Source organism: Cuniculiplasma divulgatum (assembly GCA_031200235.1).
Classification (GTDB): domain Archaea; phylum Thermoplasmatota; class Thermoplasmata; order Thermoplasmatales; family Thermoplasmataceae; genus UBA509.
Window position 1 is genome coordinate 837310 of record CP133595.1, and the last position, 17839, is coordinate 855148.

The 17839-nt window shown below is 45.9% G+C and carries 18 protein-coding genes; 12 read left to right on the forward strand and 6 right to left on the reverse strand.

The features are described 5' to 3' along the window. Positions 1–5 precede the first annotated feature (5 nt). Both RE469_04485 and RE469_04490 read right to left on the reverse strand, forming a co-directional pair. Complete coding sequence (locus RE469_04485) at positions 6–911, reverse strand: RAD55 family ATPase (GenBank protein ID WMT45455.1); 906 nt, start codon at positions 909–911, stop codon at positions 6–8. A 115-nt stretch (positions 912–1026) separates the two neighbouring features. Next, positions 1027–2223 (reverse strand): mandelate racemase/muconate lactonizing enzyme family protein, encoded by a 1197-nt coding sequence (locus RE469_04490; protein WMT45456.1) that lies wholly within the window; start codon positions 2221–2223, stop codon positions 1027–1029. A gap of 196 nt (positions 2224–2419) precedes the next feature. Here RE469_04490 and acnA point away from each other — a divergent pair, with 196 nt between their 5' ends. The 3 genes from acnA (at position 2420) to glnA (ending at position 8249) form a co-directional block, all read left to right on the forward strand. Further along, positions 2420–5122 carry an aconitate hydratase AcnA gene (acnA, locus tag RE469_04495; GenBank protein WMT45457.1) on the forward strand — a complete coding sequence of 901 codons (2703 nt, stop codon included), beginning with the start codon at positions 2420–2422 and terminating at the stop codon, positions 5120–5122. 69 nt (positions 5123–5191) lie between these two features. Further along, the gene (locus RE469_04500; protein ID WMT45458.1) at positions 5192–6502 is read left to right on the forward strand and encodes a hypothetical protein; all 1311 of its coding nucleotides are present in this window, start codon (positions 5192–5194) and stop codon (positions 6500–6502) included. 412 nt (positions 6503–6914) lie between these two features. Further along, the gene (gene glnA, locus RE469_04505) at positions 6915–8249 is read left to right on the forward strand and encodes a type I glutamate--ammonia ligase (GenBank protein WMT45459.1); all 1335 of its coding nucleotides are present in this window, start codon (positions 6915–6917) and stop codon (positions 8247–8249) included. A 4-nt stretch (positions 8250–8253) separates the two neighbouring features. Here glnA and RE469_04510 read toward each other — a convergent pair whose 3' ends face one another. Together RE469_04510 and RE469_04515 are read right to left on the reverse strand one after the other, a co-directional pair. Beyond that, a complete protein-coding gene (locus RE469_04510; GenBank protein ID WMT45460.1) occupies positions 8254–8787 on the reverse strand; it encodes a hypothetical protein in 534 nt (177 codons plus the stop codon). Between the two features lie 3 nt (positions 8788–8790). Further along, complete coding sequence (locus tag RE469_04515; protein ID WMT45461.1) at positions 8791–11169, reverse strand: valine--tRNA ligase; 2379 nt, start codon at positions 11167–11169, stop codon at positions 8791–8793. A 165-nt stretch (positions 11170–11334) separates the two neighbouring features. Between RE469_04515 and RE469_04520 the strand changes: the two genes are divergently transcribed. Beyond that, positions 11335–11724: a DUF302 domain-containing protein gene (locus tag RE469_04520; protein WMT45462.1), complete on the forward strand. Its 390-nt coding sequence runs from the start codon at positions 11335–11337 to the stop codon at positions 11722–11724. Positions 11725–11894: 170 nt separating this feature from the next. Here the strand turns inward: RE469_04520 and RE469_04525 are convergent, their stop codons facing one another. Together RE469_04525 and RE469_04530 are read right to left on the reverse strand one after the other, a co-directional pair. Beyond that, a complete protein-coding gene (locus tag RE469_04525; protein ID WMT45463.1) occupies positions 11895–12209 on the reverse strand; it encodes a hypothetical protein in 315 nt (104 codons plus the stop codon). Next, the gene (locus tag RE469_04530; protein ID WMT45464.1) at positions 12206–12583 is read right to left on the reverse strand and encodes a hypothetical protein; all 378 of its coding nucleotides are present in this window, start codon (positions 12581–12583) and stop codon (positions 12206–12208) included. Before RE469_04530 ends, RE469_04525 begins: the two co-directional genes overlap by 4 nt. A gap of 86 nt (positions 12584–12669) precedes the next feature. Between RE469_04530 and RE469_04535 the strand changes: the two genes are divergently transcribed. The 8 genes from RE469_04535 (at position 12670) to RE469_04570 (ending at position 17791) form a co-directional block, all read left to right on the forward strand. Continuing rightward, positions 12670–13977, forward strand: a complete 1308-nt coding sequence (locus RE469_04535; GenBank protein ID WMT45465.1) for a glycine zipper family protein — start codon at positions 12670–12672, stop codon at positions 13975–13977. A gap of 147 nt (positions 13978–14124) precedes the next feature. Further along, positions 14125–14409 (forward strand): hypothetical protein, encoded by a 285-nt coding sequence (locus RE469_04540; GenBank protein WMT45466.1) that lies wholly within the window; start codon positions 14125–14127, stop codon positions 14407–14409. A gap of 343 nt (positions 14410–14752) precedes the next feature. Continuing rightward, complete coding sequence (locus tag RE469_04545) at positions 14753–14953, forward strand: hypothetical protein (protein WMT45467.1); 201 nt, start codon at positions 14753–14755, stop codon at positions 14951–14953. 73 nt (positions 14954–15026) lie between these two features. Beyond that, complete coding sequence (locus RE469_04550; protein WMT45468.1) at positions 15027–15389, forward strand: hypothetical protein; 363 nt, start codon at positions 15027–15029, stop codon at positions 15387–15389. 316 nt (positions 15390–15705) lie between these two features. Then, positions 15706–16107 (forward strand): hypothetical protein, encoded by a 402-nt coding sequence (locus RE469_04555; GenBank protein ID WMT45469.1) that lies wholly within the window; start codon positions 15706–15708, stop codon positions 16105–16107. 26 nt (positions 16108–16133) lie between these two features. Continuing rightward, positions 16134–16532 (forward strand): hypothetical protein, encoded by a 399-nt coding sequence (locus RE469_04560; protein ID WMT45470.1) that lies wholly within the window; start codon positions 16134–16136, stop codon positions 16530–16532. After that, positions 16529–16984 carry a hypothetical protein gene (locus tag RE469_04565; GenBank protein ID WMT45471.1) on the forward strand — a complete coding sequence of 152 codons (456 nt, stop codon included), beginning with the start codon at positions 16529–16531 and terminating at the stop codon, positions 16982–16984. The genes RE469_04560 and RE469_04565 overlap by 4 nt, the downstream gene beginning before the upstream one ends. 12 nt (positions 16985–16996) lie before the next feature. Beyond that, positions 16997–17791 carry a D-aminoacyl-tRNA deacylase gene (locus RE469_04570; GenBank protein WMT45472.1) on the forward strand — a complete coding sequence of 265 codons (795 nt, stop codon included), beginning with the start codon at positions 16997–16999 and terminating at the stop codon, positions 17789–17791. Positions 17792–17839 lie beyond the last annotated feature (48 nt).

Consider the following 17839-nt stretch of genomic DNA (forward strand, 5'->3'; position numbering starts at 1 on the left):
TGTGATTATCTTACCCTTTTCAGGTCAAATGAGCCCAGATCCACAGATCCTTCGTTCCTGATTATTTCGACCCATTCCCTTGTCCTTGCCGACGGGAGACCCCGAACCCTGAGATATTCAGTGGTAGCCTCGGTGCGGAACTCCAGTGAAATATCCATGAAATAATTGACGTTCTCGTATATTTTCCTCTCGAAGATGCCGTCCTCCAGGAGATACAGGGAAACCGATCCTTCTGCTTTTCTTCTCTGGGAAATGTGCTGAAGGGATCTTATGAATGTTTTCTCATCAGTTTGCGTCATGAGGCCGGTCAGGGAGTAAACAACCATCCTGTACTTCCCTGCCTGTGCCATGATCCGGCTGCACACCGAGTCTATGCTCTTCATGAAATTGCTGATGTTTGAGCTCCCGTCTATGACTATTGCCGAAGCATCCATGGGCTCAACCTGCACAAACCGGGAATATGCATCAATAACTGTGAGGATTCCTGACTTCTGCCACTGATCAATCATTGCTGAATCCCCAAGGGCGGACATTATGGATGATGGTTCCCTGTCCAGTGTGAGAACTATGATTGGATAATTTTCCGCAATGGATTCGGTTATGAATTGTGACGCAAATATCTCCTTGGAACTGAAGGGTGGACCGTTCAGGACAATATTTGACGGAACTGGATATCCGCCCCGCAGGAGATCGTCAAGCTTGGAGATGCCGGTTGCCGCCCTGCCACTTACTGCTGGGGCTGCAGGATAATCTGGACGCTGTTTCCTCGCAGGAACTGAAGTTGCCTGTAGAGACCTGTCCACCTCAGCCAGCAGCCTGGTAGACTGCTCTATCTGTTCCAGAAGCTTTGCTCGCAGATGCAGCAGGTCTTCCCTGTCCTGCACCTGTTCCTCCTTTTCCTCTCCCTGCATATATCCTTTCTCTTGCGGTTCCCTGCATCCAGAGTGCCAGTGGGCAGCTGCCTTTCTTCACACAGGTCATGCTGAAAGACCTGCTTCCAGGGCCGGTCGCCATGCAAATATGGGGTTAGGCTTTGGGTTTCTTGTAAGTCCCAGATACCACCCACGGAGGCTCAACCGGATCAAAGGGCTCCATGCCATCAACTTTACTGGACTCAAGTATTTTTTCATTGACCTCGATACCGAGCCCTGGTTTCCCGGAAAGCGTAAATCTGCCATTCTCCAGTTTATATCCTGTCTTCACAAGATTTCGCTTCCAGTCCGGCCAGAATGCCTCAAAACTTTCCTGTATGAGGAAGTTGGGGAGTGTCTTGTCAACATTCAGGGTTGCGGCTGTCTGGATGGGGCCGAAAGCATTGTGGAATGCAACAGGAACTCCGAATGCTTCTGCTATGGCAGCGGTTTTCTTGTTTTCCAGGATTCCAAGTGAGTTTGTGAGGTCAGGCTGTATGATGTCTACCAATCCCTCAGATATGTACCTGGCAAAGTCCGTCTTGTTAAGGAGGCGCTCTCCCAGGGCTATTGGCGTTCGTATGTATCTCTTCAGCTCTGCAAGGCCCACTTCCAGTTCGGGATGGACAGGTTCCTCCATGAACAGGGGAGAGAACTCATCCAGTGCTGTTCCAGCATCTATGGCTGCCCTTGTTGAAAATCTTCCATGGCATTCAATGAGCAGATCAACTGAATCCCCGAATTCATCCCTGAGGGCTGACACTATATTTACGGCATTCTTGAGGCCCTCTTTGGATAACCTGTCATAGTTGTCTCCAAATGGGTCGAACTTGAAGGCGTCAAATCCCTTGGCATGTGCCTCCTTTGCCTTCTTGACGAAATCCTCAGGCGTCACGCAATTTGAATACCATCCGTTGGCATACGCCCTGAGGTCCTGATTGAATTCACCACCCAGAAGCTTATAGACCGGTGAGCCAACTGCCTTCCCTATGAGGTCCCAGCTGGCAATCTCGAATGCGCTCAAGGCTGAGGTGGCTTCCATGGACTTTGACAGATAGAATGAATTCCTGTAAAAGTCCTTCAGGTTCTTCTCCACGTTGAAGAAGTCAGCATCCTGGAATACTCTTTTGACCTCCTCCATGCTCTCCTTCACGGGCAGCGTCATCAGCGTTGTGGGTGCTTCTCCATAACCCACGAGCCCGTCGTCCGATGTCAGCTTCACCAGCAGTATTGTTGAACTCCAGGGCGAAGAAATTTCCTTTCCCTTTTCCCCAAGCTCAAGAACCTCTATGTTCTTTATTTTTGATGCCATAATAGTGAATCACCGGGATGGTACTTAAACATATCAGGAAAAAGCCTATTTCATTCATTGAACCCATTGCCAGCTCTGTCATGGACAGATGTGCACATTGATCATGCATTATAATGTTTTCATGAAAATATTTCCAGATTATCCTGAAACCGCTGGAAAATCATAATTAGAGTGAATGGATTATCAATGGATATTCATGAGTTCTAAATTCCAGAAAATATCGGTTTTAAAGGCGGGTGGAAAAGAATACAAATTTTATTCTCTGAAGGAACTTGAAAAGGATGGGCACAGAATTTCCAGGCTTCCTTACCCCGTGAGGATCATTCTTGAATCACTCATCAGGAACATCGACGGCAAGACTGTCACGGAGAGCGACGTGGAAAACCTGCTGAAGTGGAATGCTGCAAAGCCCTCAGACAGTGAAATTCCCTTCAAGGTTGCCCGGGTTGTGATGCAGGATTTCACAGGGGTACCTGCAGTTGTGGATCTTGCGGCAATGCGTGATGCCGCCAGGGCTGCCGGGAAAGACCCTGAGGTAATCAACCCGCAGGTCCCTGTTGATCTTGTCATTGACCATTCGGTCCAGGTTGATTTCTACGGTGAACCCAATGCACTCCAGGAGAATGTGGATAAGGAATTCGAGAGGAACGGGGAAAGATACCGTTTCCTGAAGTGGGCACAGAATGCATTCCACAACATGCGCATAGTGCCACCATCAGTAGGCATCATTCACCAGGTGAACCTTGAATACCTGGCTAAGGTGGTCATGACAAGGAAATCAGGCAATGATCTCTGGGCATATCCTGACACCCTTGTTGGGACGGATTCACATACAACAATGATAGACGGCCTCGGAGTTGTAGGATGGGGAGTCGGAGGAATAGAGGCTGAAGCGGCCATGCTTGATCAGCCCGTCACCTTCAAGACTCCAGAGGTCATCGGCGTAAAGCTCACAGGCAAACTCAGGCCGGGCGTGACCTCAACCGATATGGTTCTCACCATAACTGAACTCCTCAGGAAGAACAAGGTCGTTGACAAATTCCTTGAATTTTTCGGTGATGGAATAAAGTCACTGACCATACCAGACAGGGCCACAGTGTCAAACATGTGCCCTGAATACGGAGCCACTGTTGCCATGTTTCCGGTGGACGAACAGACCATTGAGTACCTGAAACTAACCGGAAGAGATGAGGAACAGGTTGATCTCATAGAGAAGTACTTCAAGGCCCAGGGTCTTTTTGGCTCACAGAACGATGTTGAATATTCAAGGGTCATAGAGCTTGATCTGGGTACAGTTAAACCCAGTGTTTCCGGGCCAAGCCTTCCTCAGCAGAGAACTGATCTCGGAAGGATTGGGGACAATTTCCTGGCATTCATGGAGCAGAGCGGTTCTGTCATGGAGACAGGAAGCAGATCCCAGAAGCAGGTCGTCCTGAAATCAGCCCCTGTTAAGATCAATGGCAAAGACGAGACCCTGACGGAAGGGGATGTGGTCATTGCAGCCATCACGAGCTGCACAAATACCAGCAATCCTTACGTGATGCTTGGCGCGGGACTTCTTGCAAAGAAGGCCGTCCAGAAAGGGCTCAGGGTTAACCCAAAGGTGAAAACGAGCCTTGCTCCCGGATCAAGAGTTGTATCGGAATACCTCAAAAAGGCCGGACTCCAGGAATATCTGGACAAGCTTGGCTTTGAGCTTGTGGGTTTCGGCTGCACAACCTGCATTGGAAACAGCGGCCCCCTGAATGAAAGCATTGAACGTGCCATCGTCAGCGATAACATGAGCACTGCTGCCGTTCTTTCAGGCAACAGGAACTTTGAGGCAAGGATTCACAGGAACGTGAAGGCGAACTACCTTATGTCTCCTCCTCTGGTGGTTGCTTTTGCCCTGGCAGGGAGGGTCACCATCGACATGGACAGTGAGCCTCTTGGGCTGGGAAGCGATGGAAAGCCGGTTTTCCTGAAGGATATATGGCCAACATCAGATGAGATACTATCTGCCATGAAGGGTTCCATCAGCAGGGAAATGTTCGTGGAAAAGTACAGGAATCTGGATGAGTACAACCCGAAATGGAAAGCCATGGAGGCACCGTCCGGAAAGACATATGCATGGGATGAGAAAAGCACTTACATAAGGAAGCCGCCATTCTTCGACAACTTCAACCCGGACACGGAGATTGAGTACAGCGAAATACTGGACGCCAGGCCCCTACTGGTCCTGGGTGATTCTGTCACCACTGATCACATTTCTCCTGCTGGATCATTCAGCAAGGACACACCTGCAGGGAAATACCTGATGGAAAGGGGTGTAATGCCTGCAGACTTCAATTCCTATGGATCCCGGAGAGGTAACCATGAGGTGATGATGAGGGGCACCTTTGCAAACAACAGGATAAAGAATCTGATGGTGAAGAAAGAAGGGGGCTTCTCTGTTCATTTCCCTGACGGAAAGGAAGGTAGCGTATTCGATGTTGCCATGCAGTACATGAAGGAAAATGTCCCGGAAATTGTTCTTGCCGGTGACCAGTACGGAACCGGAAGCTCCAGGGACTGGGCAGCAAAAGGGCCGTTCCTTCTTGGCGTGAAGGCAGTGATTGCCACCGGATATGAGAGGATCCACAGGAGCAACCTGGTTGGGATGGGTATTGTTCCCCTGCAGTTCAGGCAGGGAGAGACCTATGTCAGCCTTAAGGTGGACTTCAGCAAGCCCATGGATATCATCTTTGACCAGGGAATCAAGCCGCTTGGAAAGGCCACATTCAGGTATTACCCGACAGGATCCAACGACAGGAAAACCACAGAAGTTACGCTGCGTGTTGATACCCCTGTTGAGGCGGAATACCTTGCCAGTGGCGGAATACTTCAGTTTGTGCTGGGAAAAATCCTCAGAGCCAACTGAAAAATTTCGCATCTTAAATTTTCTATTATAGCAATCTTTTTATTCATATAACTTTTAATGCACGTTGCTATGTATATATCTGCGCCCGCTGGAATCAAACTTCTGGCCAGGCACCTGATCCCGGAAAAGGAGTTCAAGAAGCTTGAAGATCTGGATTTCAATGTATACGGTGACCAGAAATCCATGCCTATCCTGCAGTTCATGAGGGATCTGGACTGGATATACATTTCATACGACGAGGGAGATCGCATAAGCCTGAAGCCCACAAAGCTCGGAATTGATATTTTTGAGAACGGGCTGACAAAGGACTACATGAAAAACAATGAAAAGATCATTGAACTCATAAGAGGCTATCTTGAGAATTACCTTGCCGGCAAGGAGGGATTATCTGAGGAAACTTACATACTTGCAGATTATTTCCTGAAGGCTGGCAATTTCAACCGTGCAGTTGATCTGGGTTCCAGCCTTATTGATATGGGAACCAAGAACAAAGACGCTAAATTGCTTGGACGAGCACACCAGATATATGGATCGATAAACCTCTATCGCATGGACATTGAATTCGCCAGGAACCACTTCGAAAGATCAATACGTTATGCAGAGGAAGCAGACGACATTTTAACTTCTGCAAAGGCACATCTTGGGCTCGGATCATACTTTGGATATAAGGGGGATCCGGAATCATCAATGCAGTACTTCGAGAAGGCTCTTCTGCTCTTCGAAGAAGTGGGTGATGAAACGGGTATGAACCAGGTGAAAATGAACGAGGCCTTCACACTGGCTAAGAAGGGAAACATGAAAGAATTCTTCACACTGAATCACGAAGCCATGAAGTTTTTCATATCACGGTCGGATGACCATCATCTTCAGTACTGTTACCAGAACGAGTCTTCCGTACTTTTAGCCATGGGAGAGTACGATGCGGCAATAGAATCTGTGATCGAGGCGAATCACCTGGCCATGAAGACAGGCAATGAAAGGGTCCAGCACCTATCCGGCCTCAACATTGCAATGATATACATTTACACAAAGAGGCCGGGAGACGCTTACGAATATATTGAAAAGGCCTTTGAATATTTCAGGAGGAATTTTGACACGAACGGACTGGGGCAGGTGTACCAAGTCTATATGTCATATGATCTTGCCACAAAGGATCTTGGTGCGGCTGAAAAGGATATAGACAAGATGATCCAGAATTTCAAGGTTAAGAAACAGAATTCCCTCATAGCGGAAGCATTCAGCGTTTACATAAAGCTGCTGACACTTTACAACTATCCTGAAAAGGTGCTAAACAACAAGATGGCTTATATTCAGTCCTTAACGAAAAAACTGGAAATTGAAGAAGAGGTGGATAAATTTATAAAAATCAGGAATTATTAATCTACACAGTACGATCCGGCACCAAGCTCGGTCTTGACCTTTATCTTCTGTATGTCAATCTCGTCTACTTTCATCTTAAGCTTTCCAAACATCTTAATTACCTCAAATATAGATTTGCGACTGGGGTGAAAAGGTTTTCCTGACACTCTTTGCCTTCCGGGTTGATTTCCGCGGGTTCACCTGATAACTTATGTAGGTGCGAAAAAAATGATCATGACTGAATCTGCGGCCTGTCCGAATTCAACCCTCACAATGTGGAAATACTGTAACCCATATTTCCTGTTCGCGGAAAACCAACGCCGTTCACATAATACCGGCGGTATACGTTATGTCGAAGCAATGAAGAAATTTCTCACAAATTTAACCGGCTTGAAACTAAAGTTATTTAAGTTCACCTAAAATTAGCTTGAGCATGGAAGAGGATGTTAAATTCGCCCTTGACCGGCTAAAGCAGGATAATATTGAGTTTTTGCAACTTCAGTTCATGGATATAGTTGGGGCCGTAAAAACCCTGACTGTTCCTAAAAACCGTTTCGAGAGCGCACTGACAGAAGGTGTTGTTTTTGACGGAAGTTCGGTGGCAGGGTACGCACAGATTGAAGAATCTGATATGAGGGCCCATCCGGACCTGAATACATATGCTATCCTTCCTGAAAGTACAAAGGATGTCAGGACTGCAAGATTCATCTGCAATGTATTCACTCCTGAAGGCACAAGATTTCCCGGAGATCCAAGATATGCCCTTGAGAGAGTGCTTGAGAAGCTCCACAAGAAGGACATGGATTTCTTTGTGGGGCCAGAGTTCGAATTCTTTGTTTTCAAAAGGGACAGCCAGGGGAATCCAACTGCAATTCCAAGTGACTATGGCGGATATTTCGACAATACCCCCATCGATGCAGCGAATGAGATCAGGCAGGATATCCTGAGATCAATGTACAACCTAGGCTATCAGCCTGAGGCTGCTCATCATGAAGTGGCCTACGGCCAGCACGAGATCGATCTCAGATACGGCCAGGCGCTTGTAATGGCAGACAGGGTTGCAATGCTCAAAAGCATCATAAAGAATGTTGCGCAGAACCATGGAATGTATGCCACGTTCATGCCCAAACCAATCAACGGGGTCAATGGATCAGGCATGCATGTTCACCAGAGCATAATGTCCACAGGCGAAAAGGAGAACCTTTTCTATGATGCGGGAACGAAATATGGCCTCAGCGATCTTGGAATGCACTACCTTGGAGGCATACTCAAGAACGTGAATCAGGCATCTGCGGTGCTTGCTTCCTGGGTAAACTCATACAAGAGGCTCATCCCTGGTTATGAGGCACCGGTTTATATTTCATGGGCAAACAAGAACAGATCGGCACTTGTCAGGGTGCCTGCAGGAAACGGAATGAGGAAGAGAATGGAACTCAGATGCCCGGATTCTGCTGGGAACCCCTATCTGCAGTTTGCCGTGATCCTTGGATGCGGCCTTGACGGCATTGAGCACAACATAAAGCCGCCTGACCCCGTGGAAAAAGACATATTCCACATGACCGCAGAGGAGCGCGTCAAGCATGGCATACAGTCCATGCCTGAGAGCCTTGGGGAAGCTCTGCACCACTTCCGTAACAGCAAATTAATGAAGGAGATCCTCGGGGAGCATATCTTTGAGAACTTCATAACCGTGAAGCAGCGGGAGTGGGATGCTTTCAGATCCTATGTCACAAAATGGGAACTGGACAGGTACCTGCCCATTCTCTGACCTTTCACTCAGAGAATCCCCTGTTCTTTTCCCTTCTTCTTTCAGCTAATCTTGCGTATGAATTCAGCCCTATCATTACTATTCCCACTATGAGGAGAATGAAACCAAATATTGCCCCTATGAGATAGAGGTAGCCAATATTCGTAATTGTCACATCCACTACAGCTGACGTGTGGGCATTGTTGGTTATGACAAGTGTCCAGTTGCCCGATGAATCTGCCACAAAAACCTTTGATCCCTGGTTTATGTTGGTTATTGAGAGAGATCCGCTGTGAACACCGCCTGGAGAAAGCATGTAAGCCGTGATATTTATGTCAGTGCCGTTATGTGATGCTATGATGTATTCCAGATCATTGCCGGCCTGCACATTATCCTCTCTGATGGAAACGGATGACGCTGATCCCGGCAGAACTGATACATTACGGTGAGTGGAAACGTTGCTCTCAATGGAATAGACAGAATACGAGAAGAGAATGACAGAAACTATGAGTATTATGGCGGCTATTCTCACTATCCTTTTCCTTACGGGCCTGAACATTTCTTACCCTTCCCTGACCTGAATTTCCTGGGATTGCTGGAAGCTGAGGCTGCCGATATTCATCACGGCCATTACCTCTTCCCTGTATCTTTCAAGTATGGCCTTATCCCCCATTATGGTCAGTGAATCAATGTGACTGCCCATTGATAGCTTTTTCGATGTCTTGAATGATCGGACGGCAGACAGGACCTGCAGAATATATCCAAACTCGGCCGCACCACTCTTCTCCGAAATGTTTCCGGAAGGAAGTGGCCATTTTTCCAGATGAATGCTTTTTTCGGAACCGAGGTTAAGCGAATGATAGACCTCTTCGGTAATGAATGGCATTACAGGAGCGTACATCTTCATTATCTGGAGGAGAACGTACCTGAGTATCCGCCCGAACTCCTCCCTTGTATCGCTGCCAATCTCCTGAGACCTGTTCACAATTCCCTTAGCAATCTCAAGATAGTTGTCACAGTATATGTTCCAGAAGAAATTGTCTATTTCAGATCTTGCCCTGGAAAACTGGTAGCTGTCCATAAGGTCCGTTACCTTTACTATGAGGTCATTGAGCCCGGAAATTATCCCTGCGTTTATTGGATGCTTTGCTTCGGGCACTGCAGGTGTTGTGCTACCCCCCGAAAGCATTGCAACCAGTTTTGAGGCGTTGAATATCTTTATGACGGTCCTCTTGCCCCGGACAAAATCCTGCTCCCGCACCTTTATGTCCTCGCCAGGCAGGGCCGTGGATGCCCAGTATCTCACTGCATCTGCACCGTATTCATTCACAAGGTCCGCCGGCTCGATTATGTTTCCCCGGCTCTTGCTCATCTTCTGGCCCTGCGGATCATATACATTTCCGCTGATGAGGATGCTCTTCCATGGAGAAATGCCGTCGTGTATGAATGACCTGACAATGGTTGTAAAAGCCCATGTGGAAATTATATCATGGCCCTGGAATCTTGCATCCATGGGGTAAAGACTGGGAAAGAGCCCTTCAGGTATAAGGGCAAGCCTGGGACTCAGGGACGACGTGGCCCATGTATCCATCACGTCAGTCTCCGGATCAAGATCGGAAGAGCCGCATTTTGGGCAGGCAATCTTTCCGGCATATGTTCTGGGATCAACAGGCAGATCATCCTTGCCGGCATATACCGTTTCGCCACATTTCCTGCAGTACCATACAGGGAAAGGCACTCCAAGGAACCTCTGCCTTGAGATGCCCCAGTCCCACTTCAGGCCGTTTATCCAGTTGTCGATCCTGACCCTCATGTGAATCGGTATCCACTGTGCCGAGTGGGCCGAGGCTTTCAGGTCTTCCCTTATGTCAAGGACTTTCACATACCACTGCTTGCTGATGCCGAACTCCACTGGCGTATCGCAGCGTTCGTGCGCATTGACTGAGTGCTTGACACGTTCTATCTTTTCAACGACCTTCAGGTGCTCCAGTTCCTCTATGATCCTCTTTCTGCCCTCCCTGACCGTGAGACCTTTGATTATGCCGGCCTCTTCCTTGAATTTCCCGAAATCGTCCAGGATGATGCGGGTTGACAGCCCATGCTTTCTCCACAGGTAAATATCGTTCTGGTCTCCGAAAGTACAGACCATTTCAGCCCCTGTACCCTTATCCATTGCGACCAGGTCGTCAGCTATGATATCAACTGTGTATCCGTATACTGGGACAGTTGCTTTCTTTCCTATGAAACCTGAATATCTCTCATCAGATGGGTTGACTGCCACTGCAACACATGCCCCCATCAGCTCAGGCCTTGTTGTGGCAATGAGAACGCCTCCGTCCCTTCCCGTGAATCTCACATAAACAAACTCGGAGGACTGGTTTATGTCCTTCAGGTCAATCTGAGAAATTGCCGTCCTGCAAGTTGGGCATCTTATTGTGGGACCTTCTTCCCGGTATACCCTCCCCTTTTCCACCAGGTCCAGAAACATGGATTGCGATATTTTCATTGAAGTTTCAGAAAACGTCCTGTAGGCGTGTGAGAAATCGGCGCTGATTCCCAGATCCATCCAGTTCTTCTTCAGTTCCTCCTCTGCCTTTGCACTTTCCTGCATGCAGAGACGGATGAACTCCCCCAGGTCTGTTCTTTCACCCTTTATGCCCAGGGATTTTTCCGTATACCTTTCCGTGGGAAGTCCGTTGTCGTCAAACCCCCATGGATAGAATACACTGTATCCCTTGAGCCTCTTGTATCTTGCAATAAAATCCTGGTGAGGGTATGAGAAGGCATGCCCCATGTGCATCTTACCGGATATTGTGGGTGGTGGAGTATCTATGGAGAAACACTTCTCCCGTTCACTGTGGCCGATTTCAGTGGCATAAATTGATTCTTCAGACCAGAGTTTTTTCCATCTGGCTTCCATGGCAGGAATGTCTAGATCCATTCTGTTGGTTAGGATGTTGACAATTAAAACCATTTTCATACCCACCATGGAAGCCTCAGCAATTCACGGGAAAAAGTGAGCCGGTTACCTGCAAGATCTGGCCCTGAAAAACAGAGTGTTTCTGCAAAACATATATAGCAAATTATCATAACTACAAGAAAAGAAATGGTAAATCTGCATAAAGAAAAAAGCACATTTAGTTTTGACGAAACCTGCAACAGAGTATATGAGTTCCTTAAATCCAGGAACGTGGCGGTTTTCACAACAGTTGATCACCATGAAAATGCTGTGAAAGTTGGGCTCAACCTCAGGCCGGAAAAGGTCATAATGTTCGGGTCTCCCCTTGTTGGAACGCACCTAATAGAGGAAAATCCAGACATAGGTCTTGAACTTCCTTCAAAGGTTCTGGTTTACCAGGAAGGCAGCACAGTTTATGTGGTACATGCTGATTATGATGATCTCAAGGAAGCTTACCATCTCACAAGATCTTCGGAGTTTGTCAACAAACTGGCTTCATTGGTGGCAGATCTGGACCGTTATGCCACTCACACTTGATGTTTCATTTTTTTATTAACTTCAGACGTTTTCTTTTAACTGGCAGTTTTCCAGGGTTCCATTGATGTGATGAGGAATTCCAGCAAATTCAGTCAATTTCTGGCAGAAAACTCACAGCTATTCCCTCTGTCTGCAACTCTTTTCCTGGCTTTTTCCTTATTTTAGAGCGCTCACGCTATCATACCCCTTCTTTTCATGTGAACAACCGTTGAAAGATTGTATGCCATGTTAACGAATGTCATTTTCAACATGACTTTCCTCACCATGGTCACAAGGGTATGGCCACCATTCTGCACCCTCTTGATCACTGAGTACGGTCGTTCTCCGGGTGTCCGCTTCCTTGAGATCCTGAGATTCCTGTGTACCTGTTTCATGGTCAGGGGAGTGTTCCTGTATGCACGATCCATGGTTGCATTGATGCCGCGGCAGGAGGCACCCTGGTATCCTTTATCCCTGTAACAGGGCATCCTGTAAACGCCGGTCAAGATTTGTGCAAAATCGCCGAGATGGAGAGATCAACCTGTGAATCATGCACTGAGGCACTGGTGATGACAGATTCCCGTACTAGGGGCATATCAACACCATGGGATGAATGCTGCTTGTATCCGAAGAAGTTCTTCCCATCCTTCTGCGCGAACGATCCGTCCCTGGATCTTCTCGTCATGGATTCCCTGCGCTCATCCTTCCTGAGGCGTTTCTTCTCCTCCCTGGCTCTCCTGGCCTGTCTCTTAGCATCCTCCCTGTCCGCCGGCACCGGTTTCTCAGACAAATCAGGCATATCCGGTGCGGGAGGCTTCTTCCTCCCATGCTTTCCATGATCAGATGTGACGAAGGATGCATCCTGTGTACTGAGCCTCATCAGATTTACTTTCGAATGCCCTTTGAAGATTTTAGTTATTACTGTTACAATATATATATATATATTCATAAGTGTATCTTTCTCACATGAATGAAAAAATAAAAATTTTAGGTGCAATAATAGTGACATCAGTCATGTTATTGCTCGCATTTACTGGAATTATCACACACATCCAATCAAGAAAAGATGTTAATGAACCACAAGCGGAAGCAAATTTTGTTGATATTGCGAAATATCAGCATCAAAATAACGGAATTATGCTAAACAGATCCGAAATAAATGATCTCTACCATTTTGTTCTCTATAACTATCTTCATTATGGAATCTCTTCGAATGAACTAAGCGAATTGCAATTCGAGGCAGATTCAAATTTTATAAACTGGTATTTAGGCAACTACAGCCAAATCCCCTCCAATTATAGGGGAATAACAACACAAAATGCCAGCGTAATTCTTCCTATGTGGGAAAATGAAAGCTCTAATGCAATGGAGGACGTTCAGGCAGTTGCAAATTATGAAGTAAGCCAGTTCACAATACAAAACCAGATAAATACCTCTTATGTCGTAAACAACCACCTTGGCCATCTGGTTTCCAACAAGACAACCGTATATGACAACCAAAGTGCCAATCTTCTAACATACAGATACACAAACGGCAAGAAATCATTGGTATATGGATTAATAGATCAGAACGGGACAATTAAACCAGTAGATCCATATATCAGGCTAAACGCGTTCACAATTCATTGGGGATGGGGCGGTTTGATATCTGGAAAAAGCTACAATATTTACTTCACATTCACAAACCTTAAAAATGCATACAACTTCAAACAGTTCCTGGTATCCTCACTCACAGTTAAAAGCTGGGTTCAGGCTTTGTTCGTTATAGTTGGAGAGGCTGCAGCAGCTACTGCTTTAGGCACCGTCATTGGTGTTGAAATTGGTAAATTAAAGGGAGCTATCGTTGGGGCAATAGTCGGAGGAATTGCTTCTATTGCCTTTTCAATCTATGACATTCTTTCTGGTGCAGGTGATCCAGGAACAATGGCTGCAAATATCAATGCTATTTTCCTAAGTCAGGAACTTCATTTTGGAACAGGCTCTGACTTTCAGTTTGAGCTCGTGGATACATTGAATGCATGGAATTGGGGGCTTACTCCGGAATTCTCGTGGTGGGGATATGAATATCCGACAGGGTCCTCTCCTGTACTTACCCAGGTGTTTAGGAGCATTGGGGTAAAATCCAGTGCAGAAGGGAATTTCGAGTCGATGTACAATTCCCTGGTCAATCATTATAATTACGGAGTTAACCAGGAACACGCCTTTGATGGACCAGGTAGTTGGGCATCATTTGAGAAGAAGTTACTCTCAGCAGGTGTGATACCTGCCCTCTAAGGTTGTGAAAGAACAATGTTTCCTATAGTTTTTCTATACAGTTTGCAAGGTACATTCTTCGCCTTTGTGCTTATGATCATTTTCATATTCTTCTTGCATTACTGCAAGCGTACGCTAGAGTTAAACAGAAGGCAGTTCCTCGCATCTATGATAGTCCCTGCGCTCATAACTCTTGCCATAGATGGTGCATTAACTGGTTATATGTTGCTTATATGGAAGATTGGAGCTTATCCATCATCCATTATAGATATTCTTGAATTTGTATCATATGCAGCATTTATTATGCTTTATATGGTCAAACTACTTAGAACTGGCCACAAAAATATAATTCGCTTGTATGGGATAAATCCATACCAATTTAGTGAAAAACGTCTAAATGAAATGAAGGCAGAGATCAAGAGAAGAAGAGCCCTTGAACTAGAGAAAAAGTAAGCCGATCCTGATCGAGGTTATGCAGCGAAAAGGCCCTCAACAAATCTGTAAAATGTGGTGCGCACTATGAGCTCTCAATTTTTTTGAAATTGTCTTAACTTTTCAAATCTCTTGAACTCTTATAGGACAATATGGTCTCCAATTAGGGGACCTAACCAATATACCCTACGTATTTTCCATTTTCTCACTTCCTCTTAGAGACTCTGAGTCTTCAATATATAGTAGCGTCAAAAAACCCTGAAGCACTTGACAAGCTTACGAAGATTCTGAATAACCAGGGCGGCTGAGTTTACTTTTATTCATTGACTTTAATATTTATGATTGATCACAAGCACCAAAAGGCGTGATAAATACAACACACCCAAAGTTTTTAGGTGTTACTTTTATGGCTTTACTGATGATATTGCCTGCCTTTTCAGGGGCTGCACAGAACTTCATAACTCTCTTCAATAATGTCAAGGACGTATATGGGATAAATAGTGAAAAGTACTTGGCTAACCCCCCACAGTGGGCAAATCTAGCACTCGATTTCGGGGCAATGTGATTGAATGAACATATTAACGTATGTGTTTGTAGCAATGACCATAGCCTGTTATATCGTTTTCTTAATTTATGCTTTGGCGGATGACAGAAGTGGAAAATATATAATAAAGGCTGTTACAATTCCAACTTTGGTTTCGTTAGTTTCTTTGGGAGTATCATTAACTGCGTTATACTTAACCAGACCATCTCTGTCTAACATCATAGGATGGTCTCCCCCAGTAATATCCATTTTAGTGTTTTTCCTTGGTGGATATCTTTGGTTGTCTCTTTCTATTTTGTCGATTCAAAAGCTGACATTTCCAATTTTCCAGAGCAAATATGGTCTTACGAAATCTGATTTGAGGGATTTTGCTTCAATGAATATTTTCAATAAAGAGAAAAAACTGGAAAAATGGCGAGATAACAATTCACCGAGTTCATTTGACATCAAAAAGTGATCCTATCAATAAACTTCAGAGGTTGCTTTTAACTGGACCCTTTGATATCCCATTTGTGTTGTCAGTGATTCTCCTGAACTCCGTCAGTTTTCTTATAATGTTCTATAGTTTTGCGTTTTGGTAAGATTTATTCATGTGTCTGGCAGTGTCATATCTTGATTGGGATCCCCATGTTGATTACTCCCGACATCCTCAGCGAACTTCTTGCTGAATTCAGGGTCTTTTTGACAAGAGGCAGTTCAGGCAGTTCTCAAGATACCTCACATCCTCATAGGTATCACCAACCCGTTCAGTGGCACACCTGAACGGCATATTCATGGAACATACCAATCAGTCCAACCTGAACAGGTTCCTGAGGAATATCCCTGTACTGGAGATATTCAGGAAGTCTGTCAGCATGATCAACCGTTATTCATCAGATTCCGTACTGGTCATTGACGACACAATTCTTGAAAGAAATGGCAGGCATATTGAGAGGGCATCATGGGTATTTGATCACACAAAGAGAAAATCAGTATGGGGAATGCAGTATGTCACTGCTGCCATATCTGGAAGGGAGGGGATATTTCCCCTGAACCTGGACCTCAAGGCAAAGAATGGGCTGTCCAAGATAGCCATGCAGATGGCTGTCATAAAGAGATCAATCACAGCAGGGATGAAAGAATGTGGGAAAAGTTCTTTGTCACCAACAGGATTGACTGGAAGCCGAAAAAGGTGATAGATCTGTATCTCAAAAGATGAGACATGGAGGTTATTCACAGGGAACTGAAGCAGGACTGCCTAAGTCATCTCTACCAGAGGACGCATGAAAGCTTGCTTGGTACGGCAAAGCTGAGTACCCTGGGTAAGCTGCTTCTGGAAATCTCTGCCATACGTTCCATGGATGCCCATCTTAAAATCGGGAAAGGTACACCCGGCATGAGATTCAGGTCAATGGTACTTTGGATTCTGGTTGATCTGTTCAGGGCCATGGAAAAAGGGTGGAAAAGAGTTTCTGGAAGCATTGCTCGCATCCATGGGGAATCCATACAGGTCAACAATGGGTTTACTGAGAGGTCAAATTGCAAAACTATAGAAAGGTACTGGAATTTTGCATTACATAATGTTAATACGTTATTATTGAATAGTCATAATCAGAAATGACATCAGATCAGAAATATTCACTTGAGAAACTGGCAGAATCCGAAGAGGAACTTGCCAGGATCTATTCAGACCTTGAGAGCAGGGCCTCACTGGATAACATAAAGATGTTTCTCAGCACCTTTGCAAAGGGTCATGAAAATATAGCAACTTACCTTGAAGAAAGCAGGGTTAAGAAAAGCGATATCAGGCAGAAGACCCGCAGATACAGGAACATACACGCCACAGACCACCTTTCCAGGAATGAAGAGCTGGATCTTGGCAACCTTCAGAGCGTACTCCTGTTCATATCAAAAACTGAATCGGATTCCCTTCGGAAATACGAAAGAGTAGCTGGAAAAATAAAAGAAACCGGAAGAGCAAACCTGCTGGAAACTGTCAGATCGGAGAAATCGGCCATGGTAGCCAAGGCTGACAGGCTGTACTTTGATTTTATAGAATCTCGCGTTTCCTGATCACTGATTGAAATGCATCTCATAATAGGATCGAAGGATGACCAGGCCAGCGTAGCAATGTCCCAGAGGCTCCTGGACACTGTTGATTTCCGGCCATTTGATGGACAGGACGGTGTGCTGAAGCACGGAGATTTCCTGTTCAGCTACATACAGAAGAGGCATCTGTACATGGATAATCTTGATGCCGGCCTGAATGGGCTCTCACAGGCAATTGATGTGGTAATATTCCTTTCACGGCATTCCTCGGCTGCCGATATTAAGAGCCTTACGGTGCATCCCACGGGAAATTTCAGCGAGGCTAAACTTGGTGGAATTGTGGGCAGGCTTTCGCCAACGGCACCGGCAGATATGACTTCTGCCCTGCTGGAGATGCACAGCACATACAGGGGTGATGAGTTTAAGGTGACCTATGAGGCCACCCATCACGGGCCAGCCCTTGACATGCCCCACTTTTACATGGAAATAGGAACAACAGAAGCCCAGTGGAACAACCCAGAGGCTCAGGACACCATAATCAGAGGTATTTTCGCCCCCAGGAGGAACTTTAACGGGTCCTTTGTTGGCATCGGTGGCGGCCACTATATGCCCAAAATAACGGAATATTCCGTTGAGAATACGGTTGCCATGGGCCACATGATCTCAAAGCATGCCCTGGAGAACATAAGCCAGGACCTCATAAGACAGAGCGTTGAGAAAACGCCTGGCTGCCGCGGATTCATCATGGATCGCAAGGGCACAAAGTCCCAGGCGAGGGAAACTGTGCTATCCGTTGCGGATTCTCTTGGCCTGGAGGTAATAAGAATTTAACTGTGCATTTTTTGACTATGCCGCACTTGCTATAAAAGTTATTGTATA

What these genes read in the sequence shown, in the direction of transcription:
- acnA (WMT45457.1), top strand. Translation starts at nt 2,420, where the DNA reads ATGAGTTCTAAATTCCAGAAAATATCGGTTTTAAAGGCGGGTGGAAAA.
- RE469_04500 (WMT45458.1), top strand. Translation starts at nt 5,192, where the DNA reads ATGTATATATCTGCGCCCGCTGGAATCAAACTTCTGGCCAGGCACCTG.
- RE469_04530 (WMT45464.1), bottom strand. Translation starts at nt 12,583, where the DNA reads ATGAGGCTCAGTACACAGGATGCATCCTTCGTCACATCTGATCATGGA.
- RE469_04490 (WMT45456.1), bottom strand. Translation starts at nt 2,223, where the DNA reads ATGGCATCAAAAATAAAGAACATAGAGGTTCTTGAGCTTGGGGAAAAG.
- RE469_04555 (WMT45469.1), top strand. Translation starts at nt 15,706, where the DNA reads ATGGAACATACCAATCAGTCCAACCTGAACAGGTTCCTGAGGAATATC.
- glnA (WMT45459.1), top strand. Translation starts at nt 6,915, where the DNA reads ATGGAAGAGGATGTTAAATTCGCCCTTGACCGGCTAAAGCAGGATAAT.
- RE469_04565 (WMT45471.1), top strand. Translation starts at nt 16,529, where the DNA reads ATGACATCAGATCAGAAATATTCACTTGAGAAACTGGCAGAATCCGAA.
- RE469_04535 (WMT45465.1), top strand. Translation starts at nt 12,670, where the DNA reads ATGAATGAAAAAATAAAAATTTTAGGTGCAATAATAGTGACATCAGTC.
- RE469_04510 (WMT45460.1), bottom strand. Translation starts at nt 8,787, where the DNA reads ATGTTCAGGCCCGTAAGGAAAAGGATAGTGAGAATAGCCGCCATAATA.
- RE469_04560 (WMT45470.1), top strand. Translation starts at nt 16,134, where the DNA reads ATGGAGGTTATTCACAGGGAACTGAAGCAGGACTGCCTAAGTCATCTC.
- RE469_04540 (WMT45466.1), top strand. Translation starts at nt 14,125, where the DNA reads ATGATAGTCCCTGCGCTCATAACTCTTGCCATAGATGGTGCATTAACT.
- RE469_04515 (WMT45461.1), bottom strand. Translation starts at nt 11,169, where the DNA reads ATGGATCTAGACATTCCTGCCATGGAAGCCAGATGGAAAAAACTCTGG.
- RE469_04485 (WMT45455.1), bottom strand. Translation starts at nt 911, where the DNA reads ATGCAGGGAGAGGAAAAGGAGGAACAGGTGCAGGACAGGGAAGACCTG.
- RE469_04520 (WMT45462.1), top strand. Translation starts at nt 11,335, where the DNA reads ATGGTAAATCTGCATAAAGAAAAAAGCACATTTAGTTTTGACGAAACC.
- RE469_04570 (WMT45472.1), top strand. Translation starts at nt 16,997, where the DNA reads ATGCATCTCATAATAGGATCGAAGGATGACCAGGCCAGCGTAGCAATG.